Here is a 14,018-nt window from a genome sequence, read left to right as displayed (position 1 = left end):
CTGGGTCGGGGCGTGTCAGTGGGTGCGCTTGGGGCGCAGGAAGGCGACGACGACCAGGCAGGCGATGCTCACCAGGATCAGCAGGAACGACGTGGCGTACGCCGTCTGCTGCTCGAAGCTCTGGTACTTCGACTCCACGACGAGGGTCGCTGTCTGGGTCTGCCCTGTGATGTTGCCCGAGACGATCTTGACGGCGCCAAACTCTCCGAGGCTGCGCGCGAGGCTCAGCACGACCCCGTAGACGACGGCCCACTTGATGCCGGGCAGCGTGATCCGCAAGAACGTCTGCCGGGCGTTGGCACCCAGGCTCCGGGCGGCCTGCTCCTGGTCGTCCCCGATCTCGTGGAGCACCGGGACCACCTCCCGGATGACCAACGGAAGGGCGACGAAACAGGTGGCCATGATCATGCCTGGCGAGTCGAAGATGATCTGGAACCCACGGCTCTCGGCGGTGGGTCCGATCCATCCGTCTCGGCCGTTGTAGACCAGCAGCAGCGCGAGGCCGACGACGACCGGTGAGACCGAGAGCGGCAGGTCGATCAGCGCGGAGAGGACCCGCTTGCCGGGGAACTCGAAGCGCACCAGCAGCAGCGAGATGCCGACCCCGAAGACCAGGTTGATGACGACCGCCCACACGGCGACCATCACCGTGAGCTGCAACGCGCCGGCGACCTGCTCGTCGGACAACGCCTCGGTGAGGTTGTCCAGGCCGGCGTCGAACGTGTGCTGGACCACGAGCCCCACGGGCCACGCGACCAAGAAGAAGACGTAGCCGACGGCGACGATGCGCAGCAGCCACTTGGCGGGGAGCGAGACGTCAACCACGGCGGGCCACCCGTCGCTGGACGATGTCGAGGGTCACGATGACGACCAGGGCCACGACGAGCATGACCGACGCCAACGCGGCGGCCGAGCCCGTGCTGCCGTTCTCGATGAACGTCAGCACCCGCACCGAGACCACCTCGGTCTCGAACGGCCGGTTGCCGCTGAGCAGCACCAGCGAGCCGTACTCGGAGATCGCCCGGGCGAACGACAGCGCGGCACCGGCCGCGATGGCCGGCGCCAGGCTCGGCAGGATGATCCGACGCAGGATCGTGCTCCGGTTGGCGCCGAGCGAGGCGGCCGCCTCCTCGACGTCGGCCTCGAGCTCCTCCAGGACCGGCTGCACCGTGCGCACGACGAACGGCAGGGTCACGAAGGCGAGCGCCAACGTGACGGCATGCTCGGTGAAGGCCCAGTGCACGCCGAGTGGACTGTTGGGACCGTAGAGCGAGAGCAGCACCAGGCCGGCGACGATGGTCGGCAGCGCGAACGGCACGTCGATGATCACGTCGAGCAGCCGCTTGCCCCAGAACTGGTCACGCACCAGCACCCAGGCGATGACGGTGCCGATCACGATGTTGACGAGAGCCACGATCCCGGCCTGACCCACGGTGAGCGTCACGGCAGCCCACGTCTGGTCGTTGCGGAGGACCTGGAAGTAGCCGTCCCAGCCGCCCTCGCCGGCCGCGGCGATGACCGCGGCCAGCGGGATCAGGACCAGCAGGCTGAACCAGAGCATCGCGATGCCCAGGCCGAGTCCGGCACCTCGGGTCAGGGTGTTGCGTGGTGTCGACCGACGAACGCGCCGCGGCCGGCGTCCCTCAGGGGACGCCGGCCCGGCTGCGTGAGTCGTCGCCCCGATCAGGGCGGAGGTCATTCCTCGCCGACCTGACCGGTCGTCTGCTGCAGCTCGGTGATGATGCCGAGGGGGTTGCCCTCTTCACCGTCACCGAAGTACTTGTCGGCGGCCTCGGCCCACCCGTTGAAGGTGTCGTCGATGGTCCAGAGCTGCTCGACCGTCGGGAACGGGTCCGCGGGGTCGTTGGCCCCGTCGACGTCCTCGATCTCGACGCCGTCAACGACCGGCCGGAAGCCCGACTGGGCGTAGTCGGCCTGAGCCTCGGGGGAGGTCATGAACTCGAGGAACGCCTTGGCCGCGTCACCCGCGTCGGTGGTGACCGCGGCGGGGTTCTCGATGAGCAGCGTGTCCGGCGGGACGATGTAGTCGACGTCCGCGTCGTTCTGCCGGGCCAGGATCGCCTCGTTCTCGTAGGAGAGGAGCACGTCGCCGGAGCCGTCGGTGAAGGCGGTAGTCGCCTCACGGCCGCTGCCCGGGAGGGCGATGGTGTTGTTCAGCAGCTTGGCGACGAACTCACGCGCCTCTGCCTCGGTGCCACCGTTGCCGGTGACGTGGGCCCACGCCGCGAGGATGTTCCAGCGGGCGGAGCCGGACGAGCCGGGGTTGGGCGTGATGATCTCGACGCCGGACTCGACGATGTCGTCCCACGTCTCGATGCCCTCGGGGTTGCCCTTGCGGACCACGAAGACGACGACCGAGGAGGTGGCGATGCCGTTGGTGGCATTGTCCTTCCAGTCCTCGGCCACGAGACCCTCGCCGACCAGGCGGGTCACGTCGGTCTCCAGCGAGTAGTGGACGACGTCGGCGGGCGCGCCGTCCACGACGCCACGGCTCTGGTCACCCGAGGCGCCGTACGACGTCTTGAAGGTGACATCGGCACCGTCGTCGGTGCCCTCGAAGTCCTCGAGGACGGGCACATTGGCCGCCTCCATCACGGAGAACGCATTCACGTTGATCGTCTCGCCGGAGTCGCTACCACCCGAAGTAGAGCACCCGGTCAAGGCCAGCACCCCGGTGACCGAAGCGGCCACCGCGGCCTTGATCGTCTTCTTCATCGCATCTCTCTCTGTTCGGTGCCCCGCGTGGGTCGCCAGGGATCATTACTGCTTAATGTCGAGTAGAGTAGTCATATTAAGTAAGTAAATGCGAATTGAGCAGGCGTGTCGCGGCTCACTGGTCCAGACGGGGAGACGGCGGCCGGGGCGCCGGGAGGCGGACTATCGTGGGTGGGCGCGAAGGGGTTACGTCAAAAACTGAAACGTGTTCCAGTTCTCGCGCTGCGCCGAGTACGATCCACGGGGCAGAGACAGTCGTGACGACGAAGGTGGCAAGGTGTCAAAGCAGGTCAAGCAGCTCGACCGCGTGATCATCCGGTTCGCGGGTGACTCCGGTGACGGCATGCAGCTGACGGGTGACCGGTTCACCCAGGAGTCCGCGGTGTTCGGCAACGACCTCGTGACCCTGCCCAACTTCCCCGCCGAGATCCGGGCGCCTCAGGGCACGCTCCCCGGCGTGAGCTCGTTCCAGGTGCACTTCGCCGACCACGACATCCTCACGGCGGGTGACGCACCCGACGTACTCGTGGCGATGAACCCCGCGGCCCTCAAGGCCAACCTGGGCGACCTGCCCAAGGGCGCGCAGATCATCGTCGACACCCATGACTTCACCGGGCGCAACCTGGCCAAGGCCGGCTACGACGCCAACCCGCTCGACTTCCTCGGCGACGCGAACGACGTGCTGGGCGAGTTCAACGTGTTCCCCCTCGACCTGACCGGGATGACGGTCGAGGCGGTCAAGGAGTTCGGGCTCTCGCGCAAGGACGCCGCCCGCGCCAAGAACATGTTCGCCCTCGGCCTGCTCTCCTGGATGTACGGCCGCCCCACCGAGTCCACGGTCGCGTTCCTGACCAAGCGCTTCGCGAAGGTCCCCGACATCCGCGACGCCAACATCACGGCGTTCAAGGCCGGCTGGAACTTCGGTGAGACCACCGAGACCTTCGTGGTCCAGTACGAGATCAAGCCGGCCCCGATGTCGGCGGGCACCTACCGCAACATCACCGGCAACCTCGCCCTGTCCTACGGCCTGGTGGCCGCCGGCGTGCGCTCCGGGCTGCCGATCTTCCTCGGGTCCTACCCGATCACCCCGGCCTCCGACATCCTCCACGAGCTGTCGAAGCACAAGTCGTTCGGCGTGACCACGCTCCAGGCCGAGGACGAGATCGCGGGCGTGGGCGCCGCCATCGGAGCCTCCTTCGCCGGCCACCTCGGCGTCACCACGACCTCCGGCCCCGGGATCGCGCTCAAGTCCGAGGCGATCGGCCTGGCCGTGATGACCGAGCTCCCGCTCCTGGTCATCGACGTCCAGCGCGGCGGTCCCTCCACCGGGCTGCCGACCAAGACCGAGCAGGCCGACCTGCTCCAGGCGATGTTCGGGCGCAACGGCGAGGCCCCGGTCCCGATCGTGGCGCCGCAGTCGCCCGGCGACTGCTTCGGTGCCGCCGTCGAGGCGGCCCGGATCGCGATCACCTACCGCACCCCGGTGATGCTGCTCTCCGACGGCTACCTCGCCAACGGCTCGGAGCCCTGGCAGATCCCCGACATCGACGACCTGCCGCTGATCGACCCGAACTTCGCGACCGCGACCAACCACGTCGTGACGCCCGCCGGCACCGCCGACGACGGCACCGAGACGGCCGAGGAGCGCGACTTCTGGCCCTACCTGCGCGACGAGGAGACCTTGGCGCGGCCGTGGGCCATCCCCGGCACCCCGGGCCTGGAGCACCGCATCGGCGGCCTCGAGAAGGGTGAGGGCCACGGCAACATCTCCTACGACCCCGCCAACCACGACCTCATGGTCCGCACCCGCCAGGCCAAGGTCGACCGGATCGCCGACTCGCTGCCCCCGCTCGAGATCGACGACCCCAGCGGCCGGGCCAAGGTGCTCGTGATCGGTTGGGGCTCGACCTACGGCCCGATCGGGGCCGGCTGCCGACGCGTGCGCAAGGCCGGTTACCACGTGGCGCAGGTCCACCTGCGCCACCTCAACCCCTTCCCCAACGACCTCGGCGAGATCCTCGCCCGCTACGACAAGGTGCTCGTGCCCGAGATGAACCTCGGCCAGCTCTCGCTGCTGCTGCGCGGCAAATACCTCGTCGACGCCATCGGCTACAACCAGGTCAACGGCATGCCGATCAAGGCCGCCGTTCTCGCCGACGCGATCGGCGCACTCGTGGCCGACGCCGAGGGCATCGAGGTCGACCTGACACCTCAGGAGGCATCCCAGTGACCACCCCCACGACTGCCGAGCTCCCCTTCCCCGGCGTGCGTTCCGGCGTCGAGCTCGTCCCCACCAACAGCGAGCCCCAGACCGGTAAGGAATACACCTCCGACCAGGAGGTCCGCTGGTGCCCCGGCTGCGGTGACTACGCCGTCCTCAAGGCGGTCCAGGGCTTCCTGCCCCAGCTCGGGCTGCGCCGCGAGAACATCGTCTTCGTCTCCGGCATCGGCTGCTCGAGCCGCTTCCCCTACTACCTCGACACCTACGGCATGCACTCGATCCACGGGCGTGCGCCCTCGATCGCGACCGGCATCGCCACCGCCCGCGAGGACCTCTCGGTGTGGGTCGTCACCGGCGACGGCGATGCGCTCTCCATCGGCGGCAACCACCTGATCCACGCGCTGCGCCGCAACGTCAACATGACGATCCTGCTGTTCAACAACCGGATCTACGGCCTCACCAAGGGCCAGTACTCCCCCACCTCCGAGACCGGCAAGATCACCAAGTCGACCCCGATGGGGTCGCTGGACCACCCGTTCAACCCGGTCTCGCTGGCGCTGGGCGCCGAGGGCTCGTTCGTCGCCCGCACCATCGACTCCGACCGCAAGCACCTCACCTCCGTGCTCTCCGCGGCCGCCGCCCACCGCGGCACCTCGTTCGTCGAGATCTACCAGAACTGCCCGATCTTCAACGACGGCGCGTTCGACGCGATCAAGAACAACGACACCAAGGCCGACGCGATCATCCCGCTGGTCCACGGCGAGCCGATCCACTTCGGCGTCGAAGGGTCCAAGGGCCTGATCCGCGACGCGCAGACCGGTGGCGTCAAGATCGTCGCGACCAGTGACGTGGCCGAGGGGGCACTGCTCGTCCACGACGCCCACAACCCCGACCCGTCGACGGCGTTCGCGATCAGCCGGCTCACCGACTCCGGCTACCTCAACCAGTCGCCGATCGGGATCTTCCGCCAGGTCGAGCGGCCGACGTACGACGACCAGGCCCGCGCCCAGATCGCGACCTCACGCGAGGCCGCTCCCGGCGAGCCCGGCGACCGGCTCACCGCGCTGATCAACGGCGGCGACACCTGGACCGTCGTCTAGGACGACAGCACACACGAAAGGGCCCCGCCGTTCGGCGGGGCCCTTCGTGGATCAGTGCTGGGGCTGGGTCAGCCGGCGATGATGCAGCCGACCGGACGGTAGGCCGGCTTGTACTTCGCCGTGCCCGGCACGAAGAGGCGGTAGCAGGAGCCGCGCGGACCGTCGAACTCCATGCGGAAGCTGCCCGCACCGCTGGTCTTGGTCTGCTTGAGCGGCTTCCACGCGCACTTGTCGCACTTCTTCTTGTGGAGCTTAACGAACTTGTTGGGGTAGGTGGTGACCTGGCCCTTGACGAAGAAGCGGCCGCTCTGACGAATCTCGGCCGCCTGGAGGTGCTTGATCGTGTGAGCGACGCGCGCCTTGGCGTAGACGCTGTCGGTGGTGGTGGCCTGCGCAGAGGACATGGGGGCCAGCGCCGCGAAGACCAGCGCGACCAGAATGGCGATGAGGCGGGACGACCGCATGGGGAGATCTCCTAGAAGTTGGGGATGACGCCCCCAGAACCTATCCCTGCCAGGCCCCGCCTAAACACTCGAGAATTGGCACACCACCCGGGCACAGGCCAGCCACACGCGGCCCTCGTCGCGTGGATGCTCGGCCGTGGCCGGCACGTAGCCGCGGTAGCGCCAGACGGGTTTCGCCTTGCGAGGGAAGGCGATCCGGACCTGAAAGCGCCCGGATCCGTCGGTGAGCTGCTTGGCGTAGGACTTCCAGCGGCAGGTCGCGCAGAGCTTGCGCTGGTAGTAGACCCACCGCTCGGCACCGTCGGGCGAGACCCGGCCGACGAGGTAGTGGCTGCCGTCGGCCCGCTTGGCCCAGTCGCGGAGCCGGTTGTCCTCGGCCGCCGCTGACGCCGTACCTGCCGGGGCCGCCAACCCGAGCAGCAGGGCCACCACGGTGGCTCCGACCAGGTGCCTCATCCACATGGCCGTCACCCTATGCTCGGCAGGTGCTGGAGACGAGGAAGGGGCTGCTTCTCGGGGTCGCCGCCTACCTCCTCTGGGGCGCCTTCCCGCTCTACTGGCCACTGCTCGAGCCCGCCGGCGCCCTCGAGATCCTGGCGCACCGGATCCTCTGGTCGATGCTCACGATGGGGCTGGTCGTCGTGGTCCTGCGCCGGTCCGGCCGGGTGCGTGCCCTGGCCCGCGACCGGCGGGTGCTGGCGCTGCTGGTGGTCTCGGCGCTGAGCGTCACGATCAACTGGGCGACCTACATCTGGGGCGTCAACAACGACCGCGTCGTGGAGACCTCGCTCGGCTACTTCATCAACCCCCTGGTCACCGTGCTGATGGGGGTCTTCATCCTCGGGGAGCGGCTGCGCCGCGCGCAGTGGGTGGCCATGGGGATCGGCCTGGTCGCGGTCCTCGTGCTCACCTGGGACTACGGCCGCCCGCCCTGGGTGGCGCTGGTCCTCGCCCTGTCCTTCGGCATCTACGGCCTGGCCAAGAAGACCGCCGACGTCCCGGCCGTCGAGGGGCTCACGTTCGAGACCATGCTGATCGCCCCGGTCGCCTTCGTGTACGTCGGCTGGCTGGCCACCACCGGCGATGCCGACTTCGGCGCGCACGGTGTCGGCCACGCGCTGCTGCTGACCACGACCGGCATCGTCACGGCGATCCCCCTCCTCTGCTTCGGGGCGGCCGCGATCAGGGTGCCGCTGGTGACGCTCGGTCTGCTGCAGTACCTCGCGCCGATCCTGCAGTTCGCGCTCGGCGTCTTCTGGCTCGGCGAGGACATGCCCGCCGGGCGCTGGGGCGGTTTCGCGCTCGTCTGGGTCGCCCTGGTGGTCTTCACCACCGACGCGCTGCGGCACCGACGCCGCCAGCTGGCGCTCACCGTCGAGTGCGCGCCGGCGCATTGACCGGTCAGGTCGAGCGGACCGCCACGACGTCGGCGAAGGCCTCGAGGGCGCTGCGTACGGGGCCGGACGGCAGCACGTCGAGCAGGGCCTTGGCCTCCTGGGCCTGGGCCACGACGTAGGCGCGCGCCTCGTCCATCGCCGGATGCTTGCGCAGGAGGTCGAGCGCCTCGGCGTGCCGGGCGTCGTCGGTGAGGTCGCTGTCGAGCAGCTCGAGCAGCCGGGCGTCGGCGGGGTCGGTCGACGTCCGCGCCAGGAGCACCGGCAGGGTCGGGACCCCTTCGCGCAGGTCAGTCCCGGGAGTCTTGCCGGACTCGTCGGCCTCGGAGGCCACGTCGAGTATGTCGTCGGAGAGCTGGAAGGCCGAGCCGACGATCTCGCCGTACGCCGTCAGCGCCTCCTCGATCTCGGTGCCGGCGCCGCCGAAGCGGGCGCCGTAGCGGGCCGAAGTGGCGATCAGCGAGCCGGTCTTGCCGGCCACGACGTCGAGGTAGTGGTGGAGCGGGTCGGCGTCGGCGCCGGGCTTGACCGTCTCGAGGATCTGGCCCTCGACCAGGCGGGTGAACGTCTCGGCCTGGATGCGGACAGCGTCGGCCCCGAGACGGGCCGTCAGCTCCGACGACTTCGCGAACAGGAAGTCGCCGGTCAGGATCGCGACGTGGTTGTCGAAGCGCGAGTTGGCGGAGTCGGCACCGCGGCGCAGCGAGGCCTCGTCCATCACGTCGTCGTGGTAGAGCGAGCCCACGTGGGTGATCTCGACGACGCAGGCCGCGGTGATGACCTCGTCGGACCCCGCCCGGTCGCCGGCCTCCGCGGCCAGCAGCACCAGGAGAGGCCGGAACCGCTTGCCGCCGGCGGCGAGCAGGTGGCGCGCGGCCTCAGTGACGTAGGGAGCCCGGCTCTGCGCGTGCTCGAACAGCGCTTCCTCGACGAGCGCCATGCGCTCGCGCAGGCGTCGGGCCAGCCCCTCGTCGGTGATCGGCAGCGCGAGATCAGCCACGCTGGCTGGGATCGAGGGAGGCGGGATCGAGCTCACCTGATGAAGTCTCCCGCATTGGTCGCCAGGTCGAGCACGGGCCCCGGCACGATGCCGAGCACGAACGTCGCGAGGACGCACACGCCGATCGTGACGGAGGTCAGCGGCGACGACCGGGTGACCGCGGCGACGTCGCCCTCGGGCTCGGTGAAGAACATCAGCCGGATGTGGCGGATGTAGAAGTAGACCGCCGCGATGCTCGCGACGATGGCCACCAGCACCACCGGCCAGGCACCGGCCGACATGGCGACCGTGAAGACCGCCCACTTGCCGACGAAGCCCGAGGTCAGCGGGATGCCGGCCATGGACAGCAGGAAGAACGCGAACGCTCCCGCCACCAGCGGCGAGCGGCGACCGAGTCCGGCCCACCGCGGGAAGGCCGTGGCCTCACCGGCCGAGTCGCGCACCAGGGTGACGACCGCGAACGCACCGACCACCGAGAACCCGTAGGTCGTCAGGTAGAAGAGCACCGCCACGAGCGAGGAGACCTGACCCTCAGCGAGCTCGCTGGAGGCCTGCACGCCGAGGACGCCGGTCAGCACGAAGCCGGTGTGGGAGACCGAGGAGTAGGCGAGCATCCGCTTGACGTCGGTCTGGACGATGGCCAGCACGGCCCCGACCAGCATGGTCAGGATGGCGACCACCCACATCATCGGCTGCCAGCTCCAGCGGTCGGAGCCGAAGGCCACGTAGAAAAGCCGCAGCATCGCGCCGAAGGCGGCGACCTTGGTGCAGGCGGCCATGAACGCCGTCACGGCGGTGGGCGCACCCTGGTAGACGTCGGGCGTCCAGGACTGGAAGGGCGCCGCGCCGACCTTGAACAGCAGGCCGACCGCGATCATGCCCATGCCGATGAGGAGCATCGCCTCGTTGTCGACGTCGTTGCGCACGGCCTCGTTGATCTCCGCGAACTGCATCGAGCCCGCGAAGCCGTAGACCAGCGCGACGCCGTAGAGGAAGAAGGCCGAGGAGAACGCACCGAGCAGGAAGTACTTGAGCGCCGCCTCCTGGCTCAGCAGCCGGCGCCGGCGGGCGAGCCCGCACAGCAGGTAGAGCGGCAGCGAGAGGACCTCGAGCGCGACGAACATCGTCAGCAGGTCGTTGGAGGCGGGGAACAGCATCATGCCGCCGACCGCGAACATCAGCAGCGGGTACACCTCGGTGTGGTCGAGACCGCGGGCCGACGCCTGGCGCTCGGCCTCGGTGCCGGGCAGCGCGGCCGCCTGGCCGCTGAACGCGGAGACCCCGCCCTCGAGGCGTCGCTCGGCGAAGAGCGCCACGCCGCCGATCGCGAAGACCAGCACGAGGCCCCAGAGGTAGACGGTCGGGCCGTCGATGACCAGCGTGCCTTCGCCCCCGATCAGGCCGCGGGCGGCACCGTCGCCGAGGGAGGTGAGACCGGTGCCGACGATCACGGTGCCGACCAGCGCGGCCACGAGGCCCGCTCCGGCCAGGATCACCTGGGTCAGGTGGCGACGCTCGCGGGGCAGGAACGCCTCCACGACCACGCCGAGGCAGGCGGCGCCGAAGACGACCAGGATCGGCCACAGCTCGGCGTACTCGATGGTGGGCTTGACGAACTCCATCAGTGGTCGCCCCCTTCCTCGGTGTCGGCATGCTCAGGGTCGGACCCGGCGGGTACGTCGACCTCGTCGTCGGCGACCCCGGCGTACTCCATGAGGGAGTCGATGGTCGGGTTGGCGACGTCGAGCAGTGGCTGCGGGTAGAAGCCGAACAGCACCAGGGCCAGCATCAGCGGGGCGATCGCCCCGATCTCACGCCGGTCGAGGTCCGGGGTGGACTCGACCCCTGGCGGGGTGGGCCCGCTCATCACCCGTTGGTACATCCAGAGCACGTAGATCGCGGCGAGCACGATGCCGCTCACCGCCACCGCGCCGACGTACCAGGCGTAGTCGAAGGCCGACATGAGCACCAGGAACTCGGAGATGAAGGGGCTCAGGCCGGGCAGGCCGAGGGTGGCGAGACCGGCGACGAGGAACAGCCCGGCCAGGACCGGGGTGACCTTCTCGAGCCCGCCCATCTGGCTGATCAGGCTGGTGCCGCTGCGGCGGATCAGGTAGCCGGCGAGCAGGAACAGCGCTGCGGTGCCGATGCCGTGGTTGACCATGTAGAGGATCGCGCCGGAGCCGCCCTGGCTGCTGAGGGCGAAGACGCCGATCGTGATGAAGCCGAAGTGGCTCAGCGAGGTGAGACCGATCAGGCGCAGGACGTCGTCCTGGCCGATCGCGACGAGCGCGCCGTAGACGATCGAGATGAGCGCCAGCACCATGACCAGCGGCGTCGCCCACTGCGACGCCTCGGGGAACAGGCCCAGGCAGAAGCGCAGCATGCCGAACGTGCCGATCTTGTCGAGCACGCACACCAGCAGCACGCTGGTGCCGGGGGTCGCCTTCTCGGTCGTGTCGGCCAGCCAGGTGTGCAGCGGGAACAGCGGCGCCTTCACCGCGAAGGCGATGAAGAAGCCGGCGAAGAGCCAGCGCCCGGCGTCGGTGGAGATGTCGAGCCCGGCCAGGTCGGAGAGCAGGTAGGACGGCTCGCCCTGCTGGGCGGAGACGACGTAGAGGCCGACCACCGACGCGAGCAGCACCAGGCCGCCGGCGAGCTGGAACATCAGGAACTTCACCGCGGCGGCACCGCGACCGTCGCGGCCGAAGCCGCCGATGAGGAAGTAGGCCGGGATCAGCGTCGCCTCGAAGACGACGTAGAAGAGGAACACGTCGGTCGCCATGAACACCGCGAGCGAGAGCCCCTCGAGGGCCAGGGCCCACGCGAAGAACGCCTTGGTGTTGCCGTCGTCGCCGTCGAACCAGCCGGCGGCCAGGACGATCGGGACCAGGACGGCGGTCAGCAGGACCATCAGCAGGCCCAGCCCGTCGACACCCAGGGCGTAGTTGACGCCGAAGGCCTCGATCCAGGTGTGCTGCTCCTCGAGCTGCATGCCGCCGTCGACGTCGTACTGCACGGCGACGGCCACGCCCAGGGCGAGGGTGAGCAGGGAGAAGCCGACCGCGGTCACCTTGGTGACGCCGCTGGGGGCGAAGGCCACGACCAGGGCGCCGATCAGTGGAGCCGCGATCAGGAGAGTCAGCCAGGGGAAGTCACTCATGCGAGGTTCACCACCAAGAGGGCGACGACGACCAGAAGGACACCGGCGAGGACTGAGAGGGCATAGGAGCGCACGTAACCGTTCTGGACCTTCCGTAGCTGACCGCCGATGGCGGCGACCGCGGAGGCGCCACCGGTGAAGAACCCGTCGGCACCGGAGCGGTCGAAGGTGAGCAGTCCGCTCACCAGGTGGCGCCCGGGGGTGACCACGAGCCCCTCGTTGATCGCGTCGCCGTAGAGGTCGGCACGCGCGGCGCGGGTGGCGAACGAGACGTCCTGGGGCGGCGTCAGCGCGATCTCGCGCTTGCCGACCAGGAACCAGGCCGCGGCGACACCCGTCGCGACGACGAGCACGACGATGCCGGTGATGACGAGCGCGGGCAGCGGCGGCTCGTGGTGCTCGGCGTGACCCACCACCGGCGCGAGCCAGTCGACGATCCAGTCGCCGAGAAGGAGGACGCCGGCCAGCACGGACAGCGCGGCCAGGACGATCAGCGGCACGGTCATCACCGAGGGCGACTCGTGCGGGTGCACGTCCTCCTTCCAGCGCTTGTTGGTGAAGAACGTCATCAGCATCAGCCGGGTCATGTAGAAGCCCGTGATGCCTGCGCCGAGCAGGGCGGCGAGGCCGACGATCCAGTTCTCGGTGAGCGCGACCTCGATGATCTTGTCCTTCGACCAGAACCCGGAGAAGCCCGGGAAGCCGATGATGGCGAGATATCCCATTGAGAAGGTCAGGAACGTCACCGGCATCGCGTGCAGTACGGCGCCGTAGCGGCGCATGTCGACGTCGTCGTTCATGCCGTGCATGACCGAGCCGGCGCCGAGGAACATGTTGGCCTTGAAGAAGCCGTGCGTGAGCAGGTGGAAGATCGCAAACGCGTAGCCCGCCGTGCCGAGGCCGGCGGCGAGCATCATGTAGCCGATCTGGCTCATCGTGGAGCCGGCCAGGGCCTTCTTGATGTCGTCCTTGGCGCAACCGAGGACCGCACCCCACAGGAGCGTGACCGCGGCGACGATGACCACCATGGTCTGCGCCGCCGGGGCGAGCTCGAAGACGAAGTTGGACCGCACGATGAGGTAGACCCCTGCGGTCACCATGGTGGCCGCGTGGATCAGGGCCGAGACCGGAGTCGGGCCCTCCATGGCGTCCAGCAGCCACGCCTGGAGCGGCACCTGGGCGGACTTGCCGCAGGCCCCGAGCAGGAGGAGCAGGCCGAGCGCGTTGAGGGTGTTGTCGGAGGCGCCGGAAGCGACCTCGCTGATCCCGGAGAAGCTGGTGGTGCCGAAGGTGACGAAGAACAGGAAGATCGCCAGGGCCATGCCCGTGTCGCCGATCCGGTTCATCACGAAGGCCTTCTTGGCCGCGGCCGCGGCCGTGGGCTTGTGCTGCCAGAAGCCGATCAGCAGGTAGGAGGCGAGGCCGACGCCCTCCCAGCCGAGGAACAGGCCGACGTAGTTCTCGGACATGACCAGCATTAGCATCGCGGCCACGAACAGGTTGAGGTAGCCGAAGAACCGGCGGCGCCGCGGGTCGTGCGACATGTAGCCGATCGAGTAGACGTGGATCAGCGTGCCCACGCCCGTGATCAGCAGCAGGAAGAGCGCCGACAGCGGGTCGTAGAGCAGGTCCATGCCGACGTCGAGGTCGCCAACGTGGATCCAGGTGTAGAGCTCCTGGCTGATCTGGCGGTCGCCCTCCTCCCGGCCGAGCAGCTGGAAGAACAGCAGCAGGCTCACCACGAACGAGCCGGCGGAGGTGGCCGTGCCGAGGAGGTGACCCCAACGGTCGGTCAGCCGGCCGCCGAGCAGCAGCAGTGCGGCACCTGCCAGGGGCAGCGCGATCACGAGCCACATCAGGGAGAAGACCCCGTCAGCGGACGAGGGGTCGACCACCGGGATGTGGGCGGACTCAGTCAGTGCATACATCTGGGACGTGGC

The 14,018-nt window shown here is 69.1% G+C and carries 12 protein-coding genes; 3 read left to right on the top strand and 9 right to left on the bottom strand.

Features of this window, described 5'->3' with window-relative positions:
- Positions 1-15 precede the first annotated feature (15 nt).
- The 3 genes from BLR90_RS05675 to BLR90_RS05665 are packed head-to-tail and all read right to left on the bottom strand — an operon-like array spanning position 16 to position 2,736.
- Positions 16-825 carry a sulfate ABC transporter permease gene (locus BLR90_RS05675; protein ID WP_091023447.1) on the bottom strand — a complete coding sequence of 270 codons (810 nt, stop codon included), beginning with the start codon at positions 823-825 and terminating at the stop codon, positions 16-18.
- On the bottom strand, positions 818-1,699 hold the full coding sequence (gene cysT / locus BLR90_RS05670) for a sulfate ABC transporter permease subunit CysT (RefSeq protein WP_091023445.1): 882 nt from the start codon (positions 1,697-1,699) through the stop codon (positions 818-820). The genes BLR90_RS05675 and cysT overlap by 8 nt, the downstream gene beginning before the upstream one ends.
- Positions 1,696-2,736: a sulfate ABC transporter substrate-binding protein gene (locus tag BLR90_RS05665; RefSeq protein WP_091023443.1), complete on the bottom strand. Its 1,041-nt coding sequence runs from the start codon at positions 2,734-2,736 to the stop codon at positions 1,696-1,698. Before BLR90_RS05665 ends, cysT begins: the two co-directional genes overlap by 4 nt.
- Before the next feature lie 277 nt (positions 2,737-3,013).
- Here BLR90_RS05665 and BLR90_RS05660 point away from each other — a divergent pair, with 277 nt between their 5' ends.
- Positions 3,014-4,966 (top strand): 2-oxoacid:acceptor oxidoreductase subunit alpha, encoded by a 1,953-nt coding sequence (locus tag BLR90_RS05660; RefSeq protein ID WP_091023441.1) that lies wholly within the window; start codon positions 3,014-3,016, stop codon positions 4,964-4,966.
- Positions 4,963-6,057 (top strand): 2-oxoacid:ferredoxin oxidoreductase subunit beta, encoded by a 1,095-nt coding sequence (locus BLR90_RS05655; protein WP_174812361.1) that lies wholly within the window; start codon positions 4,963-4,965, stop codon positions 6,055-6,057. The genes BLR90_RS05660 and BLR90_RS05655 overlap by 4 nt, the downstream gene beginning before the upstream one ends.
- Positions 6,058-6,125: 68 nt before the next feature.
- Here the strand turns inward: BLR90_RS05655 and BLR90_RS05650 are convergent, their stop codons facing one another.
- Positions 6,126-6,521: a hypothetical protein gene (locus tag BLR90_RS05650; RefSeq protein WP_091023439.1), complete on the bottom strand. Its 396-nt coding sequence runs from the start codon at positions 6,519-6,521 to the stop codon at positions 6,126-6,128.
- A gap of 60 nt (positions 6,522-6,581) precedes the next feature.
- Positions 6,582-6,983 carry a hypothetical protein gene (locus BLR90_RS05645; RefSeq protein ID WP_091023437.1) on the bottom strand — a complete coding sequence of 134 codons (402 nt, stop codon included), beginning with the start codon at positions 6,981-6,983 and terminating at the stop codon, positions 6,582-6,584.
- Positions 6,984-7,006: 23 nt separating this feature from the next.
- Here BLR90_RS05645 and rarD point away from each other — a divergent pair, with 23 nt between their 5' ends.
- Positions 7,007-7,918, top strand: a complete 912-nt coding sequence (gene rarD, locus BLR90_RS05640) for an EamA family transporter RarD (protein WP_218029371.1) — start codon at positions 7,007-7,009, stop codon at positions 7,916-7,918.
- 4 nt (positions 7,919-7,922) lie between these two features.
- Here the strand turns inward: rarD and BLR90_RS05635 are convergent, their stop codons facing one another.
- Genes BLR90_RS05635 through nuoL form a run of 4 tightly spaced genes read right to left on the bottom strand, consistent with a single transcriptional unit; the run spans position 7,923 to position 14,006 of the window.
- Complete coding sequence (locus tag BLR90_RS05635) at positions 7,923-8,942, bottom strand: polyprenyl synthetase family protein (RefSeq protein WP_371863153.1); 1,020 nt, start codon at positions 8,940-8,942, stop codon at positions 7,923-7,925.
- 5 nt (positions 8,943-8,947) lie between these two features.
- On the bottom strand, positions 8,948-10,537 hold the full coding sequence (gene nuoN, locus BLR90_RS05630) for an NADH-quinone oxidoreductase subunit NuoN (protein WP_091023435.1): 1,590 nt from the start codon (positions 10,535-10,537) through the stop codon (positions 8,948-8,950).
- A complete protein-coding gene (locus BLR90_RS05625; RefSeq protein WP_091023434.1) occupies positions 10,537-12,078 on the bottom strand; it encodes an NADH-quinone oxidoreductase subunit M in 1,542 nt (513 codons plus the stop codon). Before BLR90_RS05625 ends, nuoN begins: the two co-directional genes overlap by 1 nt.
- Positions 12,075-14,006: an NADH-quinone oxidoreductase subunit L gene (gene nuoL, locus BLR90_RS05620; protein ID WP_091023432.1), complete on the bottom strand. Its 1,932-nt coding sequence runs from the start codon at positions 14,004-14,006 to the stop codon at positions 12,075-12,077. The genes BLR90_RS05625 and nuoL overlap by 4 nt, the downstream gene beginning before the upstream one ends.
- Positions 14,007-14,018 lie beyond the last annotated feature (12 nt).

Source organism: Nocardioides szechwanensis (assembly GCF_900103935.1).
GTDB lineage: Bacteria > Actinomycetota > Actinomycetes > Propionibacteriales > Nocardioidaceae > Nocardioides > Nocardioides szechwanensis.
Note: the sequence above shows the minus strand (reverse complement) of the source record. Positions and strands in the feature narration are given on the sequence as shown.

Bases quoted from the DNA above. Each gene is read 5' to 3' on its own strand.
- BLR90_RS05625 (WP_091023434.1), bottom strand. From the start codon at position 12,078: ATGAGTGACTTCCCCTGGCTGACTCTCCTGATCGCGGCTCCACTGATC.
- nuoL (WP_091023432.1), bottom strand. From the start codon at position 14,006: ATGTATGCACTGACTGAGTCCGCCCACATCCCGGTGGTCGACCCCTCG.
- BLR90_RS05650 (WP_091023439.1), bottom strand. From the start codon at position 6,521: ATGCGGTCGTCCCGCCTCATCGCCATTCTGGTCGCGCTGGTCTTCGCG.
- cysT (WP_091023445.1), bottom strand. From the start codon at position 1,699: ATGACCTCCGCCCTGATCGGGGCGACGACTCACGCAGCCGGGCCGGCG.
- BLR90_RS05665 (WP_091023443.1), bottom strand. From the start codon at position 2,736: ATGAAGAAGACGATCAAGGCCGCGGTGGCCGCTTCGGTCACCGGGGTG.
- nuoN (WP_091023435.1), bottom strand. From the start codon at position 10,537: ATGGAGTTCGTCAAGCCCACCATCGAGTACGCCGAGCTGTGGCCGATC.
- BLR90_RS05645 (WP_091023437.1), bottom strand. From the start codon at position 6,983: ATGTGGATGAGGCACCTGGTCGGAGCCACCGTGGTGGCCCTGCTGCTC.